Consider the following 23,565-nt stretch of genomic DNA (forward strand, 5'->3'; position numbering starts at 1 on the left):
GGCGACTCACGCCGGGTCGGGCAGGTCCATCGCCGCCAGCCGGGCCGGGTCGACCAGGGCCGCGATCCCGCGATCCGTCAGCTCCAGACACCGCCGCACGTGCTCCACCACCACGACTGGCACCTCGCGAGCCTTGGCGAAGCGGCCCAGTCGCTGAAAGCACTTGAGCGCGAGCGTCAACGCCAACAGGTGTTCATCGGTGCCGGTCTTCTCCCGCGCCCACGCCCTCTCCTCCTGTCAAGGAGAGAAGAACAAATACAACTCACGCGTCATCATCAACCGCGGGAACACCCGACAGGCGGTCCGCTCCACCGAGGGCCGCCACGGCTCTGCGACTGCGGTGTCGACGCTCTCACGGTGTTGTCATGCGAGATGACAAGCCGGAGAGTTCGGGTACGGCGCGGCCGCAGCGTCGGCACTGGGTGTGACTCTGTCGGGAATCTTGGTGAAGGTCGGGCTTATCGCCCTCCCCGCCACCAGACGGGCCGAGGGAAGCAGTGGTTGTCGAGATATTGCTGGAAGATTCAGCCGAGACAGGGCCAGGTCCAGCAGCTCGTCGGCGCGGTCGCCGTCGAGGATGGGATCAGTGGCCGGAGACCGCGACCTTGAGCGCGACGAGGGTCAAGCCGAGAACGAGATTGACCGCCCCGGAAACGATCAGGGCGCACTTGGTGGAGCGGATTCTGGCTGCCGCCAAAACGCCCCAGACGACCTGGCTCGCTACAGCGACGGACAACGCCACCCAGGCCACGACCACATTGGACCCATCCAGCGCGTTGACGAAGGCAGCCGCGATAGCCGGCGGAAAGGAAGCCTGCGCCAACGGCCATTCGTGCTTGACGACCGCACGCAAACGTGCCCAGGTGAGGGGCTTCGCCGGGTATCCGTGGCTCACGACTTGAGCATAGGAGTGGGTGATCCAGAACACCACTCCCGTACAGATCAGCAGGATGATGAGCTCGCCCGCGGCAGGCGGCTCGCCTTCCGCCGCGGAACCGACGATCACGGATGCGGCCAGCAGAGAGCCGTACACAGCGCCCGCGTACTGCGCTCGCTCCGACGCCGCCATCGCACCCTGCTGGTCCATGCCAGCAGTGTGCTTGGCACCCACTTGATGATGCGGGTTGGCACGCGGGGAGGATGCACAGATTTGGAGTAGGACTAATCCATCCTCTCCAGCTCGCGACACGGAACGCGGTCAGTCGGGCGGTGAGCCCTATGGGCGACTCTGTCGGTGATCTTGGGAGGTTGGAGGTCATGCCGCGCCTTGCCGCCACCAGCTGGGTGTTGAAGTTGCAGTGGCGGCACGCCAGCCGGCGGACTTGGAGGTTGTCGTGGTTGTGTTCGACGTAGACGCCGGTCGCGCAGTGGCACACGTGGCAGACGGCGCCCAAGCTCAGGCATCGCCACCGTGGGCGGCCTGGCGATCCTCATCTACCGCCGCCGCACCGTCGGCCCGGTGTTCAGCGCCACCACCCGCAACGACAAACTGATGTACGCCGTCCTAGCCGTCACCATCGCCCTCGGCCTGGCCGCCACCGTCCTGGCCAACATCACCGGCGGCGGCTACGACTACCGGACCACCGTCTCGCCCTGGTTCAGGTCGATCTTCTACTTCCAGCCCGAGCCGGCCCTGATGGCCGACGCTCCCCTACTGTTCCAGCTACACGCACTCAGCGCGCTGGTGCTCTTCGCGATCTGGCCGTTCACCCGGCTGGTGCACATGCTCACCGCGCCGGTCGGTTACCTCACCCGGCCGTACAAGGTCTATCGCAGCAGGGACGAGGGCAGGCCCACCGCCCGGCGCGGCTGGGAACCGTCCCGCTGATCACCAAGCTCGCGTCCGTCCGGCCGTCCCGGGAACCGTCTCCGGGACCAGAGAACGGACCGGGGAAGTGCTGAAAGTCACCAGTCCGAAGGGATCCAGTACAGCCAAAAGTCCCGGAATCGTGGTGTCTTTCGGCCTCATGATCAGGGTCGGAACGCTCCGGCGTGGGGATCGGTGGATCGGGATGCTGGAAAGTGACCGACACGACGAGTCCCTGAGGTGACCCAGATGACCAGCACGGTCGCGGACGTGCCGACCTCCATCAACGAAATGATCGACACTCTGGTCGGGAACGCTCTCAAAGCACTGGACGAATACGCGGCTTTCAGCCAGGAGCAGGTCGACCACATCGTCAAGAAGGCGTCCGTCGCCGCGCTCGACGAGCATGCGGAGCTCGCTGACTTCGCCGTGCGGGAGACAGGGCGAGGGGTGTTCGAGGACAAGGCGGTGAAGAACATCTTCGCCTGTGAGCACGTCACCAACAGCATGGCTGCGCTCAAGACCGTCGGCGTGATCTCACGGGACGACATCAGCGGGATCGTGGAGATCGCCGAACCCGTCGGCGTCATCTGCGGGATCACCCCGGTGACCAACCCGACCTCGACCACGATCTTCAAGGCGCTGATCGCGCTGAAGACCCGCAACCCGATCGTCTTCGCCTTCCACCCGGCCGCCCAGGAGTGCAGCGCCGCCGCGGCGAAGATCGTCCGGGACGCCGCGGTGGCGGCGGGCGCGCCGGAGCACTGCGTGCAGTGGATCGAGGAGCCGTCGCTGACCGCCACAGGCGCGCTGATGCATCACGACGGGGTGGCCACGATCCTGGCGACGGGCGGCAACGGCATGGTGCGGGCGGCGTACTCGGCGGGCAAGCCGACGCTCGGCGTCGGCGCGGGTAACGTGCCCGCCTACATCGAGCAGTCGGCAGACCTGCGGCAGGCCGTCAACGACATCGTGCTGTCCAAGGCGTTCGACAACGGCATGATCTGCGCCTCCGAACAGGCGGCGATCATCGACGCGGCGGTGTACGAGGACGCGCTGGCCGCGTTCGGCGCGCTGCACGCCTACCGGGCCAATGCCGTGGAGAAGCGGAAGCTGGAGGAGTTCCTGTTCGGCGTCACCGCATCCGGCCAGTCGTGCTCGCAGGCCAGGCTCAACCCTGACGTCGTCGGCCGGCCGGCGAGCTGGATCGCCGAACGGGCCGGGTTCGAGGTGCCCGAAGACACCTCGGTGATCCTCTCCGAGGTCACTCAGGTCGGCCCGGCCGAGCCGCTGACCAGGGAGAAGCTGTGCCCGGTGCTGGCCGTGCTGCGCGCGGGCAGCCGGGAGGAGGGGATCATCCTGGCCGAGCGGATGGTGGAGTTCGGCGGCCTCGGCCACAGCGCCGCGATCCACACCCGGGACGACCGGCTGGCCGAGGAGTTCGGGCGGCGCGTCAAGGCGGTCCGGATCATCTGGAACGCCCCGTCGTCGCAGGGCGGCATCGGCGACATGTACAACGCCTTCATCCCGTCGCTGACCCTCGGCTGCGGCAGCTACGGCCGCAACTCGGTCTCCCACAACGTCTCGGCCGTCGACCTGCTCAATATCAAGCGGATCGGGCGGCGCACCAACAACCTCCAATGGTTCAAGATCCCCGCGAAGATCTACTTCGAGTCGCACGCGATCCGCTACCTGGCCGACATGCCGGACGTACACCGGGTGACCGTCGTCACCGACCCGACGATGACCCGGCTCGGCTACGTCGACCGGATCATCACGGTCCTCGGCCGCCGCCCCGAGCGGGTGGCGCTGCAGATCATCGACGACGTGGAGCCCGAGCCGACCGTGGCGACCGTGGACCGGGGCGCCGCGTTGATGCGCCAGTTCCGGCCAGACACGATCATCGCCCTCGGCGGCGGGTCAGCGATGGACGCCGCCAAGGTGATGTGGCTGCGCTATGAGCACCCTGAGGTCGTCTTCGCCGACATGCGGCAGAAGTTCTTCGACATCCGCAAGCGCGCCTTCAAGTTCCCGCCGCTCGGCGACCTGGCCCGCCTGGTCTGCGTGCCGACCACCTCGGGCACCGGCGCGGAGGTCACGCCGTTCGCGGTGATCACCGACACCGCGACGGGTAAGAAGTATCCCCTGGCCGACTACGCGCTGACGCCGAGCGTCGCGATCGTCGACCCGCACCTGGCGGCGGACCTGCCTCCGGTCGTCACCGCCGACAGCGGCTTCGACGCCCTCACCTGTGAGCTTTGGAGATAAACGGCCGAAATTCTTCAGAGCTATCTGGCCGGGCGACCGTCAAGCGGTGCTGGTGAGCCGGGTCACGATAGATGGAAACCTAGCCATGGTAGGTGGAACCACCCGCACCGCTGTCGTGGCGGATGGTGCCGCGCATCTCCGGTATCGGCAACGGCATGGGCGGCCGCGTCGAAGTCACCTACGGCCAAGCCGAAGCCTGTTCCGGCGCGAAGGGCCGGGACGGCTCCAACTACGTGTACTCCGTGAACGCGGGCGTCTGCGCAGGTTCCTCCCAGGAGGGCGGTGCGATCATGTGGGCGATGGAGATCGCCTCGTCACCGGTGTTCACCTGGCCGATGTGCTCGTTGATGATCTTGCCGCCCGGCACCGGGATGCGGGTCGGGGCCTCGATCTTTCTCACCACGGATGTCAGTGTGCCATGTGGCTCTCCTACGTGGCTGCCCTGACCGCGCCGTAGAACGCCGCCGCGGCCACCCGGCAGGATGCCTTCTTCGTGCTGGAGAACTTCACGCACACGTTGCCCATGTCGAAGAGGAACGCGTCGTCGACGGGCTTCTTGTAGGTGTTACGCCACTTGCTGGAGCTCACCAGCGCCTTGACGTTGCGGTAGCCGAAGTCGTGGCGATCGCAGGGAGTCTTGAAGACGCCCTTCCAGTATTCGGAGTTTCCGATCTTCTTGGGCACCGAGCAGCCGTCGGTGTTCCAGTTGAACTTGTACTCCTTGACCTGCGGGGTGTCCTTGTTGATTTTGAACCGGGCCCACGCGTTGTAGCTGGCCTTGGTGTTCTTCGTCAGGGTCAGCGCCAACGCCAGGCGCTGCGCCTTGGTCTTGTCGAGCGCGGTCGCCTGTGCGGGAGCGGCCAGCATGGCACCCGCCGCCAGGACGGCGGCGGACAGGGCCAGTGCCTTTTTCATGGTGACTCTTTTCTCTGAGGAGAAACAGCGGGAAAAGAGTCGCAGCACCGCGTCGGGGGCGCACCAAAACATAGCGCCGCGGACCCGGGAACATACCCCGGGCATACCCGGGCGTGTCACATCGGGCGGGTCTGGCCCGTCCACCTTGTCCCCCGCTTCGTACGGCGGGGACGTGAACGGTCTTGAACGCTGCTAATCATGGGGATGGTCAGCAGGGCCGGAGGGCGTGAGCTCGGGGGTTGGTGTGCGCCGCCGTGTGGGGATGTTTCTGCTGGCAGGCGGCGCCCCCGCCAGCAGCATTGAGGTGTAACGGGCGGGTCGCCTGGGCGCGAAATGAGCACCTGATGGTGACGGTACGGGGAGATCGGTTCGGTGTGGAACGGCGACTGGCGGGTGGGGTAGCGTCTCACTAGCGCGCTCCGAGTGGTCCGATTGGGACATACCTCCGCCATACCGCGTCTCCGTATGGTCTCACCTCGACGGGAAATCAACGGAGGGAACCATATGAAGATCATGCGTACCGCGGTCGTGGTCGGGGCCATGGGGGCCATGGCCATGATGGGCGCGCCCGCGTCGGCGTCGGTGACCGCGTCCGCCTCGGCCTCCGCGCCGGCGGCGTCGGCGACCACGTCGGCAGCCAAGGCCCTCGTCGCGACCTGTTCGAAGGGGTCCTACAGGCTGAAGGTGACCGTCACCTACATCAACACGTCGCTTGGGCACCGCTTCAGCCGTGTCCGCTGGACGGCCTCCGGAGGCCCCACTACGGTCAAGGTCAGCCTCGTCCAGGATCGGGGCGGCCTTCCGGACGCCGAGTTCCTGGCGACCGTGATCACGGGCAACTCCGGCACCAGGGCGATCTCGGCGACCCGGCCGATGGCGCATCGGGTCTTCGTGAAGCTGGCCGGTAGGATCGGTGTCACGAGCTGCGTCGGGCAGAGCGGCGTCATCTGATCCGGACCGCTCGGCGCCCGCTGTCGCGAGAGACGGCGGGCGCCGAGCGGTCAGGGCGAGGGGTGGGGGAGTTCGAGGTCGGCCACGATGGGGAAGTGGTCGGAGGCCTCGGTGCCGATGACGCCACCGAGGTCGTTTTGATGTCGCGAGAGGTCATGACGTAGTCGATGCGCTGGTACGGCCTGCTCACGCTGTAGGTGAAGCCGTCGCCCGCACCGGCCACGTCCCAGGCGTCAAGCAGCCCCCGCCACCCCAGAGGTCTGACAGCGTCCTCGGCCGCCGCCCTGCAAATGCCCCTCGGTCGTGGCCTGTCCGGCAAGGGTGTACCCCAACACCACATCCAGGACCGCAGGTAAAGGCGTCAAGTTGGAGTCCGATTCGGAGTTTCTTGACGCCTGTCGGTTGGGCTCTCAGAATCCACCTTGACAGTTGGAGGATCGGGGAGGGCCGTGGCGATGCGAGTCGGCTACCTCAGAGTCAGCAGCACCGACCAGAACACCGGCCGGCAACTCGACGGCGTCGAGGTCGAGCGGACGTTCACCGACAAGGCGTCCGGCAAAGACACCGCCCGGCCGAAGCTGGAGGAACTGCTGGCGTTCGTCCGCGACGGTGACACCGTCATCGTGCACTCGATGGACCGGCTCGCCCGCAACCTGGACGATCTGCGCCGCATCGTACGGACCCTCACCGACAAGGGGGTGCGGATCGAGTTCGTCAAGGAAAGCCTCGTCTTCACCGGTGAGGACTCGCCCATGGCGACGCTTCTCCTATCGGTCATGGGAGCGTTCGCCGAGTTCGAGCGCGCGCTCATCCTGGAACGCCAGCGCGAGGGCATCGCCGTCGCCAAGGAGCGCGGCGCCTACACCGGCCGCAAACCCGCCCTCACCCCCGAGCAGGCACGCCAGCTATGCGAGCGCGCCGCTACCGGCGAACCCAAGTCCGCGCTCGCCAGACAATTCGGGATCAGCCGCGAAACCGTGTACAGCTACCTGCGGGCCCAACCGGCCGCAATCACCGCCGACCGCGCATAGCTCCATCACACTCGGCGAGTTTTGCGGCGGAGGGGGAACACTCCCGATCGGGGCCGGAGCAGTCAGGTCGTCGTAGTCCGGGAGGAACAGCGCGTGGAAGCAGCCGCACGGGACGGGGACCTCGCCCCGCTGACGGGCTTCAGCGAGGCTCAGCGTCTGGCGGCGATGGAGCGCTGGCGGCTGCTGCGGCCCCACCTCGAAGACCAGATTCCGCTGGCCCAGATTGCGGCATCTTGCGCGATCCCCGAGCGGACGCTGCGCCGGTGGCGTTCCGCCTACCGGGCAGAGGGCCTGGCCGGCCTGGTACGCCGGCCGCGCTCGGACCGCGGCCGGGTGAAGATGCCCGAGCAGTTGCGGCTGCTGATCGAAGGGCTGGCGCTTCGGCCGCCCCGCAGAAGCGTCGCGGTGATCTATCGGCAGGCCGTGAGCGTCGCCACCGCGCAGGGATGGCCGGTCCCGGGATACTCCACTGTGCACGAGGTCGTCCGACATCTTGATCCGGCGTTGGTGGCGCTCGGGCTGGAGGGCACGAAACGCTATCGGGAGGTGTATGAGCTGGTGTATCGCAGGGAGGCGTCCAAGCCGAACGAGATCTGGCAGGCTGACCACACCGAGCTGGATATCTGGGTCCTGGATCCCAAGGGGAAAGCGGCCCGGCCCTGGCTGACCGCGATCGAGGATGATCACTCCCGCGCGATTGCCGGGTACGCGGTCAACCTGGAAGCGCCCTCGGCGCTGTCTACCGCGCTGGCGTTCCGGCAGGCGATCTGGCGCAAGGCCGAGCCGAGCTGGCACGTGTGCGGGATTCCCGAGGTATTCCACCTTGATCACGGTCCGGACTTCACCTCCTCTCATCTGGAGCAGGTGATGGCCGATCTGCGTGTGCGGCCGGTGTTCAGCAAGAAGGGCCAGCCGCACGGCCACGGCAAGATCGAACGGTTCATGGAGACCATGAACCAGATGTGCCTGGCGCACCTGCCCGGCTACGCCCCCAAGGGCAGCAGAGACCGCGCTGCGCAAGCCCAGCTGACCCTGACCGAGCTCGACGCTGCGATTGGCCGGTTCATCCGCGAGGTCTACAACCTGCGGCCGCATTCGGAGACCCGCCTTCCGCCCCAGGCCCGGTGGGAGGCCGGCGCTTTCATTCCTCGCATGCCCGACTCCCTCGAGCAGTTGGACCTGCTGCTGTGCACCGTCGCCAAGCCTCGCAAGGTTCACACCGACGGCATCCAGTTCCTGGCCCTGCGCTACATCGACCCGGTTCTGGCCGACTACGTCGGCGAACAGGTCACCATCCGCTACGACCCTCGCGATATCACCGAGATTCGCGTTTACCTGCGTCAGCCTGACGGCACCGACGACACGTTCTTGTGCCGAGCGGTCTGCGCCGAACTATCCGGGCAGACCGTCAGCCTCAAAGAGATCACCGCCGCGCGTAACGCCCGCCGCAAACACCTGCGCGGCCAACTCTCCGCCCGCAGCTCCGTCGTCGACGCCCTGTTGGCCCTTCATGACGAAGCGCTGCCCGCCGCCTACCCGGCCACGACCGACCTGCGCCGGTGGGCCGCCTCCGACCAGGCTTCCCCTGCGCGCAACTCCAACGACGAAGGCGGCACTCCTACCCCTGGTGACGGCCCACGACTCAAACGCTACTGGAATGAGTGAGCGGCGCTCCGGCTGGAAAGACACCCGGCGTGGATGAGTCCTCTGCCTCAGGTGACAACGCTCCCGACCCCCATCCAGCCCCACCCCCGACAAGTGCTCCCAGCGCCACAGCGCGCGCGGACGCCACCGACCGCCCCGTTCCCTCGAATCGATCCGAGCCGACAATCACCTCGCTCATGGTGACCAAGGAACACCGCAGATTCGGCGAGTTCGCCGAAGCCGTCCGCCGCAAGGGCTACATCGGCCTGTGCTACGGCGGCCCCGGCGTTGGCAAGACCGAATCCGCCCGCGCCTACACCCGCTGGGATCAACTTGCCCCGCATCTCAACGGGCACGGATCGGGCGTAGCGCCCGCGGCCGACGACGTCCTGGCCGTCCGCGCCGTCATGTACACACCCAAGGTCCACAGCACCCCGGACAAACTCGACAAGGAGATCTCCCTGCTGTGCGACCGGCTCGGCCGCACCGTCGACCTCATGCTGCAGACCGGCCGAGGCAACGGCGGCAGCCCTCCATCAGGAAGCAGTGTCACTGGAGCCGAGCTCCTCATCGTTGATGAGGCAGATCGGCTCAAAACCGCTGGGCTCGAACAACTTCGCGATCATCACGATCGCACCGGCATCGGCGTGATCCTCATCGGCATGCCCGGCATCGAAAAGCGCCTCGCCCGCTACCCCCAGCTCTACTCCCGGGTCGGCTTCATCCACCACTACAAGCCCCTCTCAGCTGAGGAACAGGCCCACGTCCTGGACCGCAAATGGCCCCACCTCGGCCTGGGCGCAAGCGACGATTTCGCCACCACTGAAGCCATCGCCGCCATCACCCGCATCACCAGTGGCAACTTCCGTCTGATCACCCGCCTAGTCGACCAGATCGAACGAGTGCTGGAGATCAACCAGCTCACCACCGTGACCAAGGAAGTCGTCGAAGCCGCCCGCGAGAATCTGATCATCGGAGTCATGTGAGTCCTCCGCCTCGAACCCGCGACCCACCAACACCGACTGCCCTCAGGCCCCGCCAAGGCGGGGCCTGACTCTTGTGTGCGACGCGATAGGTGGACCTTCCGGGGGCGGCGACCCGCGTCTCTTCGAGCTTCGGGGCCAGCACGGTTGGAACCGGCGCGACGTTCTTGGTGGCACCGGTCTCGGCTCGCGCACCGCCGTCTGGCCTGGCCATCGACTTGGGTGCCTCGTCACGAGCCGAGTGCGGTTTCAGTCCTCGCGGCCAGGTTCCAACTGCCGCGTCACGCCGCAACGATCGCAACATGAGACTCAGTCCGGCCAGATAACTCCAGAGATTCCCGGCCATTTACCGCCGGAACTTACAGGCTGGTGGCCTCCGCTGACGGGCTGCGGTTCGTGGTGCCGGTCCGTTCCTTGTATGGGCGGCCCAACCCGCACTACTTCGGCCAATCCAAGCGCTCCAGGGGCGCCACCTGGTTGGCGGTGGTGTCGGACCGGGTGATGGGCTTGGGTGGGTTGCTGGTGCCCGGCACGATGCGCGACTCGCTGTTCATCTTGGACGCTCTGCACCGCTTGGACGCCAAGGAGCAGCCGGAGATCCTCACGACGGACACGGCGTCCTATTCCGACATTGTGTTCGGTCTGTTCGCGATTTGCGGCTATCAGTTCGCGCCCCGCATCGCCGACATCTCCGATGCCCAGCAGTGGTGGATCGACCCGGCCGATGTTGGCCTGGCCGACAGGCGCTCCACACCGTCGGCAGCCGGGTACGGCCGGTTGAACGAGCTGAACCTGCGGCGGGTGAACATCGCGGCGATCAAGCAGCATTGGCCGGACATGCTGCAGGTCGCCGGGTCGCTGGTCACCAATCAGGTGCGGGCCTATGACCTGATCCGGATGATGATGGCCGAGGGCCGCATCACCAGCCTGGGGCGCGCGTTCGCGCACTACGGGCGGATCTTCAAGTCGATGCACCTGCTGCATGTGGCCCACCTGGAGGACTACCGGCGGATGATGGGCGCCCAGTTGAATGTCGGCGAAGGCCGCAACGGGCTGGCCCGGGCGGTGTTCTTCGGCAACCTGGGCCAGCTGAAGCGCGGCTACGAGCGCGGTATGGAAGACCAGCTCGGCGCTCTCGGCCTAGGGTTGAACGCGATCGTCTACTGGAACTCGCTCTACATCGACGCCGCGGTGAAGAAACTCGCGGCTGGCGGCATGAAGATCAGTCCGGAGATCAGGGCCCACCTGTCCCCGCTGCAGTGGGAGCACATCAACTTCGTGGGCTCCTACCCGTTCAACCGGCCCGAACTTCCCGGCCGGTTGCGTGACCTGCGTGACCCCGCCGATGCTGACGACGATCTGGAGCAATGACGAGGAGACAGATCCCCACACTCGTGTTCCGCCGAGCAGATCACGGCGCCCGTTCAGAGGCTGACTGAGGGTGAATCCTTCTTACTGTTCGCTCATGCGAGCAGGGCAAGGACACGTTCTGCTTGCTGTTGCAGGGCGCTGGCGGGGTTGCGGGAGGCGAAGGGTCCGCCGGGGCCGAGCATGAGGAACCAGGTAGGAAGCCGCCGTCCGGACGGCGGCCGGGCACGGCTGCAATGCCCCGGTCGGCTCCGTATCTGCGCCTACCGGGAGGCCCCTGCCCGTTCAGGCGGGTGGCCGCAGAAAGCGGTGACCGCTGAGGCTTCCGCGTCGACCAGGGCCTGGATCTGCGACGACAGGGGTTCGAACGCGTCCACCTGGACAACACGGCCGGCATCGCGGCGGGCCCACGTTCCGATGGCCAGGCCATCCGCGACAACCGTGGGACGGATGACGCCGCCGCCCGGCCAGACCCGGCCTTGGTGAGCGGCGGGAACGGACAACTCTCGGCCGCGGTAGCCGACGAGGTAGTTGTCGTAGGCAGGCAGCATCCGCACATCAAGGGTGCCGGGGCTGTCCCGAAGTTCCTCCATGCGCTCGGTCGGCACGCTCAGCGCGCCGTACTCGGTGATCGAGCCGGTTTGCGCCAGCGTCTTCCAGGCCCTGCGGGCCAGGGTGGCCGGCAGACCCGACCAGGTGGCGAAGTCGTCCACCCCTACGGGCGCATGGGCGCGAACGTAGCGGCGGGCGAGCTCGGCGACGGCCGTGTCCTCCTCCCGCCGGGAGTCCCCGGCGCCGGCCGGCAGCCAGTCGTCGAGCAGGACATACGTGGCCTTTTCGCCGCGCCGAGGACCGTGGCAGAGGACTCCGGTGAGTGCCGCGTGGCGGATCAGGTGGAACGGCGCCTGCCCGTCCGGCTGAATGCCGACAGTGGCCAGGTGCTCTGTCAGTTCGGGCCGGGTGAGCGGTCCGTGCGTGGCGAGGACGCGCCGGATGAGACGGTCGCATCGCTGGCGTAGGTCGTCGTCCAGGCCGAGCTGGTGGTAGCGGCGGCTGGTTGCGGCGAGGATGCGGGGAGCGAGCAGCCGCAGCACCCGGCGGGCATCCGAGCTGGCGATGGTGTGCAGGGTGCCCCGCATGAACCAGCCGCGCACGATGCTCCGCTCGTCCTCGTACGCCGCGCGGATGCCGGCGCCCGTGATGTCCCGCCCGCGCACCCGGATGCCCAGGTCGGCGGCCATGGCATCCTGGGCCTGGATGGCGAAGACCCGGCGGACGACCGCCGCGGCGGAGGCTTCCCGCACTCCGTCGGCCAGGGCCTGCGCGCGGGCCCGCAGCCCGCGGACGCTCTCGCGGTCAAGCATGGGCTTGTACATCAGTCTCGGTCAGGAGACGGCCGTGTGGAGGATGTCGGCGAGCTCGGCAGGTGCCGACAGCATTGGCCAGTGCCCGGTGGACAGGTCGAAGCGCCGCCACGGCGCGTGGTTGAGGAAGGCCAGCATCGGCACCCCGCTGTCCAGCAGGCACTGGAAGTTGCGGCAGGCGACCAGGACACGGTCCACACCGGGCCCGGGCTCGACCGGACCGGCCAACCGCTGGGTGTAGGTGCCGAAGGGCTGAGGGGTGGCACGTGCGCTCAGCACGTCCCTCCGGTCCTCATCGAGGCCGTCGAGGCTGTTGGACAGGCCCAGGATCTCGAAAGGCGGCATCGGGAGCCGGCAGCCGTCGCCGTGGGCCGCGACCTGCTGGCTCAGCTGGTCCGCTGCCTCCGGCGGCATGAGGTCGAGCATGCACATGCCTGCGGCAAACGGGGCGCTGTCCACATAGACCACGCGCTCTAGCCGGTCGCCGAGTCGCCCGGCTGCCCCGGTGACGGGGGCGGCCGCGTAGCTGTGGGCGACCAGGGTGACGTCGCGCAGATCGTTCTTCTCGACGAAGTCGGTGATGTCCGCGATGTGCGTGTCCAGGTCCGTCTGGGGCCCGCCCTCCTCAGCGCGCTCGGCCAGGCCCGTCAGTGTCAGCGCCAGCGCCGTGTGGCCGTGCTCCTGCAGCGCGTCGGTGGTGTCTTGCCAGGCCCACGCGCCGAGCCAGGCGCCGGGAACGAGTACGAAGGTGGTCATGTGATCTCCCTGAAGTGAGGTGCTGCGGGAAGCGTAGAGTGGATACAGGACAGAATCAGCCCTGAAATGTCGAGTGATCCGTGCCACATCCCCTGACCCGTGTGCTAACCCTGCTGGAACTGCTCCAGTCGAACGCCGGGCTCACCGGGAGTGAGCTGGCCGACCGGCTGGACACCGATGTCCGTACGGTCCGCCGCTACGTTGCCCACCTGCGCGACCTGGGCATCCCCGTGGAGGCCGAGCGCGGTCGCTATGGCGGCTACCGGCTGGCCCGTGGCTACCGGATGCCGCCCCTGGTGCTCACCAATGACGAGGCCCTCGCCGTCGTCCTCGGACTCCTTGCGGCCGAACGGCTCGGGATGGGTACGACGGTGCTGGCCGGCGCGGGCGCCCGCGCCAAGATCGAGAGGGTGCTTCCGCAGGCTCTGCGGGAACCGCTCGCCGCCATGCGGGAGACTCTGTACTTCACCGCCAATGCTGTGAGCGCGCAGGCACCCGGGAGCGGTGTCCTGCTGGCCCTGGCCCAGGCCTCGCGTGCCAAGACGACCGTTGGCATCGCCTACCTGTCCTGGCGGCAGGACCAGACCGAGCGCGACATCGACCCCTATGGCGTGGTCTTCCATACCGGCCGCTGGTATCTCGTCGGCCACGACCACCTCCGCGACGACCTGCGGACCTTCCGTATCGACCGCATCGCCTCCATCACCCCCCGCCCACAGACCTTCGCCACCCCTGATGGCTTCGACCCGGTCGCCCACCTCACTGCGACCCTCGCCCAGGGGCCTTACCGCTGGCAGGTCGAGGTGACGATCCACGGCCCTCTCGACGAGATCGCCCGAAGGCTGCCGCACACGGCTGTCACGCTCACCGCCCAACCCGTCGGCGTGCTGATGCAGGCACGGGCGGAACGCCTTGACGGCATGGCACACCTGCTCGCCTCGCTCGAGTGGCCCTTCACCATCCACAGCCCAGACGAACTCCGCCAAACCCTCAAGGACCTGGCGGGTCAACTCGCTGCCGCCGCCGAACGACAGCCGGGAACCCTGCCGCGGTAAATGCCGGATTTACCGCGGCAACCCCATGTTCGCCGTCATACTGACCTGGAGCACCTCCCTCGACAACTGGGAGTGAGGTGTACGCATTTACTGCGGCAGAGGCGGGGATCCAGATCATGAGCGCCAGCACCGCCGACGTGATCCCCCTCGGCCAAGACCGCCCCCAGATCTACGGCGAGGCAGTGGAGGCCTATCTGCGCTCGGCCGGGATCGGCGAGTCATCCCAGCGGATCTACCGCATCTCGTTGACCACCTGGGCCTGGCTCGCCTGCGGACAGCAACCGCCCCTCGGCAAGTACCGCCGCGGCGCCCAGGTGCCGACGGTCTGGTTCGCGGCTCTCGCCGATCCGGCGACCGCTGATCTCCTCGCCGCGGCTTTCGTCGAGCGAGCCCGCCTGGTGGACGCCGACACCGTCAACCGCGAGCTGTCGATCATGAAGGCCGCCATCGGCTGGTGGCGCGCTCGCGGCTGGCTCGCAGCCAACCCCATCGCCGGCATCGAACGACGGCCCGCTCCGCCCGACCGGACCAAGGCCCTGTCCCGCGACCAGCTCGCCGCCCTGTCCGACCTCAAGGCCGGCATCCGAGAGAAGACCCTCTGGAAGATGCTGTACGAGACATGCGCCCGGGCACAGGAGATCCTCACCCTCGACATCGCCGACCTCCTACCGGCCGACAAGCGCGCCCGGATCATCTCCAAAGGCGGCGCGACCGACTGGGTGCACTGGCAATCAGGCACCGCCCAGCTGCTGCCCCGCCTGCTCAAGGGCCGCACTCGAGGCCCAGTCTTCCTCACCGACCGCAAAGCGCCCGCCCGCACCCCGACCACCGACGTATGCAAGATCACCGGACGTGGACGGCTGTCCTACCGGCGCGCCGCCGAGCTGTTCGAGACGCTCACCCGGCCCCTGGCCCACCCCGGAATCATCGACGCAGCCGAACTCGAACTGCGCGGCGGCTGGACGCTGCACCAGCTCCGACACTCCGCGCTCACCCACGAAGCAGAGGACGGCACCAACACGCCCACCCTGCTCGCCCGATCCCGGCACGCCTCCGTCCGGTCCCTGGCACGCTACGCCCGCCCCGGCGTCGACGCCGTCGCCGACCACGTGGCCAGCCGTGACCCCGCCGCCCGCCGCCGATCCATCTGAGCGGCCAAGATCAACGCAGCTCCTCGGTGATCACCCACCCTCGGTTACGGCTCATCCGGGTGAGCTGCCGGCGCAGGTCAGCGATGCGATCCCGGGCGTCGGGCCCAGCAATCCCGATCGTGATGCGCTCGTCAGTGGCGTGGTAGCTGGTTCGCCGGTCACCCGCGGCCACGCGGCACGCCGCGTTGATGCTGGCGCGCAACCGGATGACCGTGCGGGGATCGTCTTTGCCGCCGAAACCCTCGATCGTCAGACAGGAGAACAGCGGCACGCGCTGGAGGCTGTCGCGGCGCTCCGTGGTGCTCTGCTCATCTTGATCAGCGCGCAGAGCGCTGAGGATCTTGTCGCGCTCGGTTGAGCTGATCGGCCTGCGGCCCAGCCAATCGGGCCAGCCATCCGGGCGGGTCGGCACCACGCGGACCGGCTCATACGGCGCCACCGGCGCGCTCGCCTTAGCGGGCTGGTCGGTGGAATCGGCGGCCGTGCTGTCACTCACCTGGCTCCTCGTGATGTATCCCGCCATGAGCGGCGATCTCTCCCCGAGAGTACCGGTGGAATCCACTCCACGATCCACGAACTGGACCGATTCGCGACACCATCAGTACAGCTGGCCGCCGGACATGCCAGCGGAGCTCTACATGGCCTTGAGCTGCGGCGGAAGGCTAGCGTTCAGTTTCAGCCGGATGGTCCCAAGACCCTACCGCAGGCGTCCGTCTCGCTTGACCTCTTGCGCGTCAGTCCGGCAGCCAGTGCAGCTCGTGCGCCAGGGTTTTGGCGACGGCACGGATGCGGCGGTGTAGCGGCGACTGCTCGCGTGGGAGGACCAGGTGGATCGTCAGGCTGGGCGCGCCCCGCAGCGGTCGCCAGGTGAGACCGGCCGGTTGTGCCGTGACCGCGGCTTCTCCGGCCGGGGCGAGGGTGACCCCGTCGCGCAGGTCGCGCTGAGACATGTCGAAAGAGACTGCGGGCGTGTGGAATCGGGGGTGTGGTCGGGTGTCTCGGAACAGTGCGGACAGCTGATCGTGGATCACGGGGTTGGCCGCACGGTCCGGGAGTCGCAGCGGATACGCGGCCGCGTCGGCGATCTCGATCTCCGGGTGTTCGGCCAGCGGATGGTGCTGCGCCAGCTGGACCCCGACGCGCATACGCCGCAGCAGGAACCGGCGCACGCCACGGCCCGGCTGTTCACCGCGGGTGATCCCGGCATCGATGCGGCCGTCGGCGACTGCGGGGGAGATCTCCGGTGTCGCCATCGGGACCGCGCCGACCTCGAGTCCGCTGTTGCCGCGAATCAGCCTGTCCACCAGGGCCGGTGCCGTCTCGGCCCCGGCGCTGAGGCTGTATCCGATGCGCAGCGTGCCCAGTTCACCGGCCGCCGCGCTCCGGGCGGTGTCCCATGCCCGGTCCAGCGCCGCCAGCGCGGGCGGCGCGGACTCCGCCAAAGCCGCACCGGCCGTGGTCAATACGACGCTACGCGTGTTGCGGACCAGCAGGGCCGTACCGAGTTCCGCCTCCAATCGGCGCATCCGGGCGCTGAGTGCGGGCTGTGCGATACCGATCCGTGCGGCCGCGCGGGTGAAGTTCAACTCCTGCGCCAGCACCAGGAAGTACCGCAGACTCACCGTATCCGGCGCCACGTGCCCTCCCTGCCGATTGATAACGATCCGTTCTGAGTCTATCCCGTACCGGTCTTTCCCTCGACCGCACATCAAGCCCTAACCTGCGCATATGACGATTCAACTGACCGCAGTACCCGTCGCCGGGATCGATCGATCTGAGTGTCAATTCGAAGTCGGACGTGTCCGGCCCAACACAGGAGGTTTCCATGGCTAAGGGCTACTGGGTCAGTGTCTACCCCGCCATTTCCGACCCTGAGAGGCTGACTGCCTACGACAAGCTGGCCGGTCCGGCTGTCCAGGATGGGGGCGGGCGCGTCCTGTCCCGGATCCCGTCCCGTGGCGGTCGAGTCGTCGCCCACGAAGCCGGAATCACGCAACGCGTCGTTCTGATCGAGTTCGACAGCTTTGAACAGGCCGTCGCGGCATACGAGAGCGAGGCATACCAGAAGGCGCTGGTGGCCCTCCCCGACGGCTTCGAGCGCGACTTCCGCATCATCGAAGGCATCGACTGACCGGCGGGCCCAGCCATCGCTGAGCATCCGTCACCTGATACGCACACGGTGCTGAACGACGACTCACGAGACGAGTTCGAAGCCATGCCCCGCGTCCCAGTTCGTCGTCGACGTCCTCGACGGCCTGATCCCTGTCGGGCGGATCGAAGAAGCGACGCGACGTCCGGGCCAGCTGGACTGTCTCGCTGACCTCGTCGACGAAACTCACCCTCGCCCGAAGCGAACCGCGAACCGCTTCTCACACGACAGATCGGTCCAGCGAACACAAGGCTTCGATGACCAGGGGCGCATCCTGCATCCATCTGCCGTGTGCCCCGTCGGGCTACTCAGAGTACTGATATACAGTTTGAAGAACCGCAGGTCAAGACCTCTTTCGAGGGGTTTCGATCTGCGGTTCTTCTGTTGTTGAAGTAGCCCAGGGGGGCGCCTGGCTGCGCCAGGATGGCGCACTGGAGCCGGCCGCCCTGCTTCGGGGATCAGGTGGTCATGCCACAGATCTACCGCGAAGGCCCGTTCCCCGTGAGCCCTGCTCTCGCTGCGGCCAAGACCAATCAGCCGCGGCCATGACCGTCTTCTACGAGTACGAGGTCGTGGAGGGTGTGCTCGGTGAGCGCCTGCACGAGCGGCAGACGCAGGCGCTCATCAACTTGCTGCGCGAACTGGCCGACCTGCATGTCGGCCATGCGGCCGTCGAGGCTTGAGCCCATCGCCGCACCTCATGCACGCCCGTCACGGGCCGCGCCGGCGCGACAGACTTCCGACCACCGGGCCCCTCTACCAGTGGATCGAAGACGAACGCAGGAACACCGCGATGCGCATCCGGCGGGCTGAACGAAACGAAACTCTCGCCGCACCTGAAAATTTCGAGGGCTTGATCACAAGCGAGTCGGGGGTCAGAGAGATTTGGAACGGAACCCGGCGTTAACGGGGTTCTCCCAGGTCAGTGAAACCCCTGCCGTTGCGGCCTTCCGGACGTGGTTAACGCCGGATTCCGTTCCATTGCGGGGCTGATAATGATCACGGTGCGGGGGGCAGCCCCGGGCCACCAACATGGTCGAGTCCTACAACAACTTCTCCAAGTGGATCGGGTTCGGCAAACAACGGGGTGATCGCCGAGAACGACCCGGAGGAACTGGAAAAGGCGATCAAGTTCAACACCCTGGTCGCCGACCTGGTCATGCACCAGACCATCCTGGACATGTCCTTGGTGCTCAACCAGCTGCGCAGCGAGGGCGAGACGGTGCATCGCGCCGACGTGACCATCATGTTGCCCTATCACGAAGGCCTCCCGACTAGTGGAACGATGAGCCGGGGCTAGCGTCACAATGTTTGACACTCTGCGCGATGATGGCTGTTGACCTGCGTCGGGGCATCGTGCTCGGAGTGCATTCCTGGAGGCGTGACGTTGCCCGTCGGCGACGCCCGCCACAGCTCGGGGAGGTGGCGCCCGGTCACCGGCAGCCCCGATGGCCGGTCGCGAGAGTGAAGAAGCGGCCGTCATGCTCCTGCGCTGGTCACGGCGTTTCGCGTGAGAAGGCCGCGACGATGGTGCGGGCCAGCTCGTCACCGACCGCGGCGCTGCCGAGCCGCTGCTCGTCGAGCTGGTCGAGTGCGGCGACGAGGAGCCCGCCGTAGGCCGCGACCAGCCACTCGGGCGACAGGTCGCCGCGCAGCTCGCCGGCCTGCTGGCGGTCGGCGACGTACTTCTTGAACTCGACGGTGTTGGTCAAGTTCTGCTGTCTGTCGCTGGAGGCGATCAGGAACCGGTAGCGGTCGCCGAAGGCCATGATGTCGCCGCTCAGTCGCAGCAGCACGTCGAGGGCGGGGCCGCTCTCGCGCAGGCGCCGCGCCATCAGCTCGTCCACCTCGGCGACAACATGGGCGTGGATCGCCTCGACGAGTTGCTCGCGGGTGGCGAACCACCGGTACATCGTGGCCCGCCCAATGCCGGAGGCAGAGGCGATCTCCGTCATGCTCGCACCGGGGTTCTCGGCGAGGGCCGTAGCCGCCGCCGACAGCACGTAGCGCCGCGCCTGCGCGCGAGGGCCGGGCATGTCGTCGGTGTGAGGCGAGCGGGGCATAGGCATCAATCCTACGGTGACGGGGCGAGGCGGAGCGGTCGACCTGGGATCGCCGACGATCTTGGCATGTCGTTGATCGGGTTGCCCGGACCGTCCAAGGACACGACCGGCGCGGCGGGGGGAGGGCGCTCTCATTCGCGGAGCATCGCGCCGCCGTTGACCGACCAGACCTGCCCGTTGATCCACTCGCCGTCGTCGGAGAGGAGGAACGCCACGATGCCGGCCAGATCTTCCGGCTTGCCCAAGCGGGTGCTGGGAAGCGTCATGCGGGTGAACTCCATCGCCTCCGGGCTCAGAGCCATCTTCTGCGCGGATTCGGTCAGGACGACTCCGGGAGACACGCAGTTGCAGCGGATGGCCTGCTTGCCCCAGCGGGAGGCGATGTGCCGGGTGAGTGCGTTGATCCCGGCCTTGCTGGTCTGGTACGCCGCACGCGCGTGGTCGCCCACGTGCGCCGCGAGGGAGGAGGTATTGACGATGGCGCCGCCGCCTTGTTCCAGCAGCAGGGGAAGGACCGCGCGGCTGGTGAGCGCGAAGCCGATCAGGTTCACTTCCAGGGTGCGCCGCCATACGGCCGGGTCCATGTCGAGCAGGTCGCCGTCACGGCCCAGGGTCTCCGCCGAGACGTCGGCGGCGACGTTGTAGAGGCCGTCGACTCCGCCGAGTTGGGTGACGGCGGTGTCGACGAGGGCGCCTATCGAACTCTCGTCGCCGAGGTCGAACTCGACGGCGAGGGCGGTCGCGCCGGTGTCGGTGATGCGCTTGGCGGTGGCCTCGGCCGCGTCGATGTTGACGTCACCGACCACGACCGCCGCACCCTCGGCCGCGAGCCGCTCGGCGGTGGCCGCGCCGATCCCGGACGCACCTCCGGCGACGACGATGCGCTTCCCAGTGAGACCTCTCATGACACAGCTCCTGTCCTGGATGATGCGACATCCCGTCTCTGAATGAGACGATAATATCTCAACTTGAGACTATGAAGTGTCACTGCGGGGTCGCGTCCTGCGCTCAGCGACCGCGTTCCAAGGACGAGAGAGCCGTTGGTACGGCAGGACTAACCGGCCTCGCGGAATTCCGCCCACAGGGGGTCGGGAGCGCGAAAGGCCGCTCCTAGCTTGGGATGGCGGGCCATAGGGGCCCAAAGGAGCGGATGCGCACCCTCAAAGACCTCGATGTCGCGGCGATCGTGCTGCGCGAGGTGTGGCTGAAGATCCGCTCCGTCGCCGAGATCCTCGACGGCGACATCGCCCGCGAACCGGATGAAGACTTCCAACAAGAACTGCTGGATCGCTACGCCACCATCCGACGCTTCCTACCCAAGCTGCTCAAACACCTCAACTTCGACGCCGGCGCCGACCACATGCTCAAGAAGTCGACAGGCATGCATGCAACGTACGGCCCAACAGACACAGCGCTATCAGAGCGACGCAACTGTTACCAACCGCTACCTATCGTCACACAATGTAGATCAAAGTTGCGCTGTGAGACCGGACTGTTCACGGGCACGAGTGCGTTTTATACGCGGTTTCGTCCCGGCTATCTAAAGGTGTTCTTCGACGACGTGATCCAGCGCTTCGGCCTCGACGGTTCTGGACGCTTACTTGACCTGGGCTGCGGCACTGGCCAGCTCACCATCCCACTGGCTGATCACGTCGCAGAAGCGACCGGCATGGATCCCGAGCCCGACATGCTTACCGAGGCCGCCCAGCATGCCCTCGCCGCCAAAGTCGGGGTCGTGGTCATATTCCGACGAGACTTCTCGATAGGCGCTGAGCCGCAGGTCAGCGGGGTTCGTCTCGGGTGGTCCAGCCGTGTTTGGTGATGAGTTTGGCGAGGGCCTGGCGGAGTTGGTTGATGCGGGCGGCCGCGTCGGGTCCGCGGATGCCGATGGTGATGGTGGTCTCGGTGGCGTGGTAGACGGTCTGGCGTCCTTCCGCCGCGGTGCGGGCGGCGGCGTGGATGCGGCCGCGCAGCGCGATGAGCTTGCGTGGATCGCTGTGCTCAAGGCCGTCGATGGTGAGGTAGCACAGGAACGGGCCGCACTCGGTGAGCGGTCCTTCGGGCAGCCCGGCTTCGAAGGCTTTGCGGATCTTGGCCCTGTCGTCGCTGGTCATGGGACGTCGTCCGAGCCAGTCCGGCCAGCCGTCGGGCCGGACAGGCACGGTGTGGGTGCCGGGGCCTTGAGCTTGTTGATTCTGCTCGGCGGGTTTGGTGTCGTCTGGGTCGGTGGTCATCTCGCCCAAGTTGGCTAGCGGTCAACGGTGAGGTGGCGCAGGGCGGCCTGTTTGTCGTCGTCGGTGGGCTGGCTGTAGATGCGCAGCGTGTCGAGGCGGGAGTGGCCGGCCAGTTCGGCGACGGTGACGAGGTCTTCGCCGCCGCGAATCAGTTGGGTGACGAAGGTATGGCGGCCGATGTGGGCGGTGGTGGCGTCCTCCAAACCGGCGGCCTGGGCGATGGCGGTGAAGATGGCCGAGCCGGCGCGGGTGGACAGGCGCCCGCCGCGGCGGTTGAGGAACAGGGCTCGCTGGGTGGCGGCGTTCGTCCAGGTGCGGCGCTCATCCAGCCAGGCGAGCAGGGGGTGGCGCAGCTGGGGGTGGATGGGCACCTCGCGCACCTTGCCGCCCTTGCCGTACACGTGCAGCATCCCCTTTCGGGCGGAGATGCGCACGTCGGGCACGTCCAGGGCGACGGCGTCGCCGATGCGCAGCCCGGCATAGAACGGGAGTAGGGCCAGCGCGCGATCACGGGGACGGGGCCAGTCCTCGACGGCGCGCAGCCAGCGGATCTGCGCGTTGGCGTCCATCGCCTTCGGCGCGGTCTTGGGGATGTCCTCGCGGGCGATGGCGGCCTTGCCCAGGCCGCGCCGCAGGTGGAAGTCGTCGAGCGCGGCCAGGGCGTTGTTGACGTAGCGCACCGAGCGTTTGGGGTCGGCCTCGCGCAGCAGGTAGAGGCGGTAGTCGCGTACCGCCCAGTCCCGGGCACGGACATCGATGAGCGGGTCACCGCCGGTGGCGGGCCGCTCGGTCAGCCACGCCAGGTACATCCGCACCCGGGAGGCGTAGGTGCGGCGGGTGTCGGCCGCCAGCGGCATCTCCTGCAGGGCAGCGGCGTAGCCGGCGAGGATCTCGGCGTAGTCCACTGGGAGAGGCGTGGGCCGGGCGCCTCGCCGCTTCGGCTCAACGGGGTCCGTGTTCTCGGAAGTCGTTAGCTGGGGTTGTGACCTGGCTGGGGCCGGATTCTCGGAAGTCACGTCGGGATTCTACTTCCGGGAAGACGTCGTTCTCGGAAGTATCTGAAAACCGTCACGTTTGATCAGGTCGCCGGGCGGCGCCCGCGGACCCATGGCTGGCCGATGCCGCGGTATTCCTCGACCGGGATGGGCTGGAGGCCGTCGCGCATGCGGCTGGTGTAGAGGCGGCCGTCCAGGTGGTCGAGTTCGTGGGCGACCAGCCGGGCCAGCCCGTGGTCGAAGCGGGTGATCTTCTGCTGGCCGTCCAGGGTGGTGTGTTCGACCTCCAGGACCAGGGGGCGGGCGACGATGCCGCGCACGTCGAAGAAGGACAGGCAGCCCTCGTACTGTTCGTCGGTCTCGGTGGTGGCGTTCACGATGCGCGGGTTGAGCAGCACGATCGGCTCGGCGTCGGCGTCGGCGTCGGCGTCGGCGTCGGGTGGGATGATCAGGGCGGCGGCGCCCCCAGGCCGATCTGGGGGCGGCCAGTCCCATGCCCTTGCCCGAAGACATGGTGTTCGCGTACGCGCTGCAGGGCGGCGAATAGGGCGTCGATCACCTCGCGGGCTTGATCGGCTTCGCCGGGCAGGTCGAAGGGCGCGGCGGCCTGGTACAAGATCGCTTCGCCGCTTTGGATGATGCCGGCGGCCTTCATCCGGTCGCTGCTGGTGCGCAGGCTCGGGGGTCAGTACTGGCGGAGCGAAAACGTACGCTAAGCCTGTTTCCCCAGGTTGCCGCCAGTGATGACCCTCTCGAAGACGTTCGGTGAGTGCCCAACACTAGTGGTGGGGCAGATCGTCGTAGGCCGTCGCCTACCGCGATGTCGCACCC

At 67.5% G+C, this 23,565-nt stretch carries 25 protein-coding genes and 2 pseudogenes; 13 read left to right on the forward strand and 14 right to left on the reverse strand.

Going from position 1 to position 23,565, the window contains the following annotated elements; translation table 11 throughout:
- Nucleotides 1-6: 6 nt before the first annotated feature.
- Both Q9G87_RS49895 and Q9G87_RS49900 read right to left on the reverse strand, forming a co-directional pair.
- Nucleotides 7-225 (reverse strand): annotated as a pseudogene (locus Q9G87_RS49895) (hypothetical protein); the annotation flags it as partial.
- Between the two features lie 358 nt (nt 226-583).
- Entirely contained in the window at nt 584-1,087 is a 504-nt protein-coding gene (locus Q9G87_RS49900) for a hypothetical protein (protein WP_305923722.1), read from the reverse strand.
- A 315-nt stretch (nt 1,088-1,402) separates the two neighbouring features.
- Here Q9G87_RS49900 and Q9G87_RS49905 point away from each other — a divergent pair, with 315 nt between their 5' ends.
- Together Q9G87_RS49905 and adhE are read left to right on the forward strand one after the other, a co-directional pair.
- Nucleotides 1,403-1,828 carry a respiratory nitrate reductase subunit gamma gene (locus tag Q9G87_RS49905; protein ID WP_305923830.1) on the forward strand — a complete coding sequence of 142 codons (426 nt, stop codon included), beginning with the start codon at nt 1,403-1,405 and terminating at the stop codon, nt 1,826-1,828.
- A gap of 228 nt (nt 1,829-2,056) precedes the next feature.
- Nucleotides 2,057-4,075 carry a bifunctional acetaldehyde-CoA/alcohol dehydrogenase gene (gene adhE / locus Q9G87_RS49910; protein ID WP_305923723.1) on the forward strand — a complete coding sequence of 673 codons (2,019 nt, stop codon included), beginning with the start codon at nt 2,057-2,059 and terminating at the stop codon, nt 4,073-4,075.
- Between the two features lie 229 nt (nt 4,076-4,304).
- Here the strand turns inward: adhE and Q9G87_RS49915 are convergent, their stop codons facing one another.
- Together Q9G87_RS49915 and Q9G87_RS49920 are read right to left on the reverse strand one after the other, a co-directional pair.
- A complete protein-coding gene (locus tag Q9G87_RS49915) occupies nt 4,305-4,478 on the reverse strand; it encodes a hypothetical protein (RefSeq protein ID WP_305923724.1) in 174 nt (57 codons plus the stop codon).
- Nucleotides 4,479-4,504: 26 nt separating this feature from the next.
- Entirely contained in the window at nt 4,505-4,990 is a 486-nt protein-coding gene (locus tag Q9G87_RS49920) for a phospholipase A2 (protein WP_305923725.1), read from the reverse strand.
- Nucleotides 4,991-5,494: 504 nt separating this feature from the next.
- Between Q9G87_RS49920 and Q9G87_RS49925 the strand changes: the two genes are divergently transcribed.
- The 5 genes from Q9G87_RS49925 to Q9G87_RS49945 all read left to right on the forward strand — a co-directional run bounded on the left by Q9G87_RS49925 (nt 5,495) and on the right by Q9G87_RS49945 (nt 10,970).
- Nucleotides 5,495-5,941: a hypothetical protein gene (locus Q9G87_RS49925; RefSeq protein WP_305923726.1), complete on the forward strand. Its 447-nt coding sequence runs from the start codon at nt 5,495-5,497 to the stop codon at nt 5,939-5,941.
- Nucleotides 5,942-6,396: 455 nt separating this feature from the next.
- A complete protein-coding gene (locus Q9G87_RS49930) occupies nt 6,397-6,972 on the forward strand; it encodes a recombinase family protein (RefSeq protein WP_305923831.1) in 576 nt (191 codons plus the stop codon).
- Nucleotides 6,973-7,065: 93 nt separating this feature from the next.
- On the forward strand, nt 7,066-8,637 hold the full coding sequence (locus tag Q9G87_RS49935; RefSeq protein WP_305923727.1) for a Mu transposase C-terminal domain-containing protein: 1,572 nt from the start codon (nt 7,066-7,068) through the stop codon (nt 8,635-8,637).
- 176 nt (nt 8,638-8,813) lie between these two features.
- Complete coding sequence (locus Q9G87_RS49940) at nt 8,814-9,602, forward strand: AAA family ATPase (RefSeq protein WP_305923728.1); 789 nt, start codon at nt 8,814-8,816, stop codon at nt 9,600-9,602.
- 396 nt (nt 9,603-9,998) lie between these two features.
- A complete protein-coding gene (locus Q9G87_RS49945; RefSeq protein ID WP_305923832.1) occupies nt 9,999-10,970 on the forward strand; it encodes a Tn3 family transposase in 972 nt (323 codons plus the stop codon).
- A 260-nt stretch (nt 10,971-11,230) separates the two neighbouring features.
- Here Q9G87_RS49945 and Q9G87_RS49950 read toward each other — a convergent pair whose 3' ends face one another.
- Nucleotides 11,231-12,331 (reverse strand): winged helix DNA-binding domain-containing protein, encoded by a 1,101-nt coding sequence (locus tag Q9G87_RS49950; RefSeq protein ID WP_305923729.1) that lies wholly within the window; start codon nt 12,329-12,331, stop codon nt 11,231-11,233.
- Between the two features lie 21 nt (nt 12,332-12,352).
- Nucleotides 12,353-13,087: an alpha/beta fold hydrolase gene (locus tag Q9G87_RS49955; protein ID WP_305923730.1), complete on the reverse strand. Its 735-nt coding sequence runs from the start codon at nt 13,085-13,087 to the stop codon at nt 12,353-12,355.
- Nucleotides 13,088-13,188: 101 nt separating this feature from the next.
- Here Q9G87_RS49955 and Q9G87_RS49960 point away from each other — a divergent pair, with 101 nt between their 5' ends.
- Entirely contained in the window at nt 13,189-14,142 is a 954-nt protein-coding gene (locus Q9G87_RS49960; protein ID WP_305923731.1) for a helix-turn-helix transcriptional regulator, read from the forward strand.
- A 116-nt stretch (nt 14,143-14,258) separates the two neighbouring features.
- Nucleotides 14,259-15,293, forward strand: coding sequence for a tyrosine-type recombinase/integrase (locus Q9G87_RS49965; RefSeq protein ID WP_305923732.1), 1,035 nt, complete (start codon nt 14,259-14,261; stop codon nt 15,291-15,293).
- A 10-nt stretch (nt 15,294-15,303) separates the two neighbouring features.
- Here the strand turns inward: Q9G87_RS49965 and Q9G87_RS49970 are convergent, their stop codons facing one another.
- Both Q9G87_RS49970 and Q9G87_RS49975 read right to left on the reverse strand, forming a co-directional pair.
- The gene (locus Q9G87_RS49970; RefSeq protein ID WP_138718581.1) at nt 15,304-15,789 is read right to left on the reverse strand and encodes a hypothetical protein; all 486 of its coding nucleotides are present in this window, start codon (nt 15,787-15,789) and stop codon (nt 15,304-15,306) included.
- 238 nt (nt 15,790-16,027) lie between these two features.
- Nucleotides 16,028-16,930, reverse strand: a complete 903-nt coding sequence (locus Q9G87_RS49975; RefSeq protein ID WP_132935056.1) for a LysR family transcriptional regulator — start codon at nt 16,928-16,930, stop codon at nt 16,028-16,030.
- Nucleotides 16,931-17,118: 188 nt separating this feature from the next.
- Here Q9G87_RS49975 and Q9G87_RS49980 point away from each other — a divergent pair, with 188 nt between their 5' ends.
- The 3 genes and pseudogenes from Q9G87_RS49980 to Q9G87_RS49990 form a co-directional block, all read left to right on the forward strand.
- A complete protein-coding gene (locus Q9G87_RS49980) occupies nt 17,119-17,424 on the forward strand; it encodes a DUF1330 domain-containing protein (protein WP_305923733.1) in 306 nt (101 codons plus the stop codon).
- A 563-nt stretch (nt 17,425-17,987) separates the two neighbouring features.
- Nucleotides 17,988-18,125 (forward strand): hypothetical protein, encoded by a 138-nt coding sequence (locus tag Q9G87_RS49985; protein ID WP_305923734.1) that lies wholly within the window; start codon nt 17,988-17,990, stop codon nt 18,123-18,125.
- 340 nt (nt 18,126-18,465) lie between these two features.
- Nucleotides 18,466-18,742: pseudogene (locus tag Q9G87_RS49990) on the forward strand (Tn3 family transposase); the annotation flags it as partial.
- Nucleotides 18,743-18,938: 196 nt separating this feature from the next.
- On the opposite strand, the gene Q9G87_RS49995 reads toward Q9G87_RS49990, so the two are convergent.
- Both Q9G87_RS49995 and Q9G87_RS50000 read right to left on the reverse strand, forming a co-directional pair.
- A complete protein-coding gene (locus tag Q9G87_RS49995; RefSeq protein ID WP_171074704.1) occupies nt 18,939-19,505 on the reverse strand; it encodes a TetR/AcrR family transcriptional regulator in 567 nt (188 codons plus the stop codon).
- Nucleotides 19,506-19,636: 131 nt separating this feature from the next.
- Entirely contained in the window at nt 19,637-20,410 is a 774-nt protein-coding gene (locus tag Q9G87_RS50000; RefSeq protein ID WP_305923736.1) for an SDR family NAD(P)-dependent oxidoreductase, read from the reverse strand.
- A 245-nt stretch (nt 20,411-20,655) separates the two neighbouring features.
- Between Q9G87_RS50000 and Q9G87_RS50005 the strand changes: the two genes are divergently transcribed.
- Nucleotides 20,656-21,327, forward strand: coding sequence for a class I SAM-dependent methyltransferase (locus Q9G87_RS50005; RefSeq protein WP_305923737.1), 672 nt, complete (start codon nt 20,656-20,658; stop codon nt 21,325-21,327).
- Here the strand turns inward: Q9G87_RS50005 and Q9G87_RS50010 are convergent.
- The 4 genes from Q9G87_RS50010 to Q9G87_RS50025 form a co-directional block, all read right to left on the reverse strand.
- Nucleotides 21,287-21,739, reverse strand: coding sequence for a hypothetical protein (locus Q9G87_RS50010; protein ID WP_305923738.1), 453 nt, complete (start codon nt 21,737-21,739; stop codon nt 21,287-21,289). The two genes, Q9G87_RS50005 and Q9G87_RS50010, sit on opposite strands and share 41 nt — an antisense overlap.
- 14 nt (nt 21,740-21,753) lie before the next feature.
- Nucleotides 21,754-22,644 carry a tyrosine-type recombinase/integrase gene (locus Q9G87_RS50015; protein WP_305923739.1) on the reverse strand — a complete coding sequence of 297 codons (891 nt, stop codon included), beginning with the start codon at nt 22,642-22,644 and terminating at the stop codon, nt 21,754-21,756.
- Nucleotides 22,645-22,817: 173 nt separating this feature from the next.
- Complete coding sequence (locus Q9G87_RS50020) at nt 22,818-23,132, reverse strand: peptide deformylase (RefSeq protein WP_305923740.1); 315 nt, start codon at nt 23,130-23,132, stop codon at nt 22,818-22,820.
- A gap of 50 nt (nt 23,133-23,182) precedes the next feature.
- On the reverse strand, nt 23,183-23,389 hold the full coding sequence (locus Q9G87_RS50025) for a hypothetical protein (RefSeq protein WP_305923741.1): 207 nt from the start codon (nt 23,387-23,389) through the stop codon (nt 23,183-23,185).
- Between the last annotated feature and the right edge of the window lie 176 nt (nt 23,390-23,565).

It is taken from the genome of Nonomuraea turcica, assembly GCF_030718205.1.
Lineage (GTDB): Bacteria > Actinomycetota > Actinomycetes > Streptosporangiales > Streptosporangiaceae > Nonomuraea.

Coding starts and splice junctions, on each gene's coding strand:
- Q9G87_RS49900 (WP_305923722.1), bottom strand. CDS start 1,087: ATGGACCAGCAGGGTGCGATGGCGGCGTCGGAGCGAGCGCAGTACGCG.
- adhE (WP_305923723.1), top strand. CDS start 2,057: ATGACCAGCACGGTCGCGGACGTGCCGACCTCCATCAACGAAATGATC.
- Q9G87_RS49920 (WP_305923725.1), bottom strand. CDS start 4,990: ATGAAAAAGGCACTGGCCCTGTCCGCCGCCGTCCTGGCGGCGGGTGCC.
- Q9G87_RS49925 (WP_305923726.1), top strand. CDS start 5,495: ATGAAGATCATGCGTACCGCGGTCGTGGTCGGGGCCATGGGGGCCATG.
- Q9G87_RS49930 (WP_305923831.1), top strand. CDS start 6,397: ATGCGAGTCGGCTACCTCAGAGTCAGCAGCACCGACCAGAACACCGGC.
- Q9G87_RS49940 (WP_305923728.1), top strand. CDS start 8,814: ATGGTGACCAAGGAACACCGCAGATTCGGCGAGTTCGCCGAAGCCGTC.
- Q9G87_RS49950 (WP_305923729.1), bottom strand. CDS start 12,331: ATGCTTGACCGCGAGAGCGTCCGCGGGCTGCGGGCCCGCGCGCAGGCC.
- Q9G87_RS49955 (WP_305923730.1), bottom strand. CDS start 13,087: ATGACCACCTTCGTACTCGTTCCCGGCGCCTGGCTCGGCGCGTGGGCC.
- Q9G87_RS49965 (WP_305923732.1), top strand. CDS start 14,259: ATGAGCGCCAGCACCGCCGACGTGATCCCCCTCGGCCAAGACCGCCCC.
- Q9G87_RS49980 (WP_305923733.1), top strand. CDS start 17,119: ATGGCTAAGGGCTACTGGGTCAGTGTCTACCCCGCCATTTCCGACCCT.
- Q9G87_RS49985 (WP_305923734.1), top strand. CDS start 17,988: ATGACCGTCTTCTACGAGTACGAGGTCGTGGAGGGTGTGCTCGGTGAG.
- Q9G87_RS49995 (WP_171074704.1), bottom strand. CDS start 19,505: ATGCCCCGCTCGCCTCACACCGACGACATGCCCGGCCCTCGCGCGCAG.
- Q9G87_RS50000 (WP_305923736.1), bottom strand. CDS start 20,410: ATGAGAGGTCTCACTGGGAAGCGCATCGTCGTCGCCGGAGGTGCGTCC.
- Q9G87_RS50005 (WP_305923737.1), top strand. CDS start 20,656: ATGCGCACCCTCAAAGACCTCGATGTCGCGGCGATCGTGCTGCGCGAG.
- Q9G87_RS50010 (WP_305923738.1), bottom strand. CDS start 21,739: ATGACCACCGACCCAGACGACACCAAACCCGCCGAGCAGAATCAACAA.
- Q9G87_RS50025 (WP_305923741.1), bottom strand. CDS start 23,389: ATGAAGGCCGCCGGCATCATCCAAAGCGGCGAAGCGATCTTGTACCAG.